This is a genomic window from Streptomyces sp. SID14478, assembly GCF_010548525.1.
Lineage (GTDB): Bacteria > Actinomycetota > Actinomycetes > Streptomycetales > Streptomycetaceae > Streptomyces.
The window spans coordinates 1-620 of record NZ_JAAGMG010001133.1; the positions used below are offsets into that span (position 1 = coordinate 1).

Genomic DNA, 620 nt, shown 5'->3' on the forward strand with positions numbered 1-620 from the left:
CTGTCGCCCGAACGGGACGCCCTGCCCGAGCGTGCGCACGCTGAAGGCGCGCCCCTGCGTGGAGTTCGGGTCCATGGGCGGCTGCTGCGGGGATTCCTCGGGCAGCGGCTGAGCGGCGCGTGGTTCCGGCGCGTTCTCCGGCGGCAGCGCGGCAGGCTTGGCCAAGTTCGGCTTGCGCGTGCCCTGCGCGGGCGTGCTCTGCGCCGGGTGCGGCTGCGGCGGCGTGTGGTCCTCGGCCGGGTGCCCCGCGACGGCGTCGTGCTGGTGCGCCTCGTCCGGAAGCTCGCCGGGCAGCTCCTCATCCGACCGGTCGGACTGGTCCGACGGGCCCGACTGGCCCGCAACCGACGGTCCTGCGGCCGGCACCCTTGCGTCCTGTAGTGGCTCGGCCCGCAGGCGCTCGTCCTGCGCCTGCTCGCTCTGAGCCTGCCCAGCCTGCGACTGCCCGGCCTGCAACTCCTCGTCCCGTAGTTGCTCGTCCGGCAGCGGCAAGGGCTGTGGGGCGCCGTGGGGCGCGGACGAACGGGCCGGTTCGGGGGCGCGATCGGCCTGGGCGGGCGGCAGCGCGAACACCTCGCGCGGCGCCGCCTCCTCCGAAGCCGAAATCGAAGGTGAATTCG

Annotated in this window: 1 pseudogene; it reads right to left on the reverse strand. The window is 75.2% G+C overall.

The window, feature by feature from the left end:
- Window positions 1-620: pseudogene (locus G3I40_RS47635) on the reverse strand (histidine kinase); the annotation flags it as partial.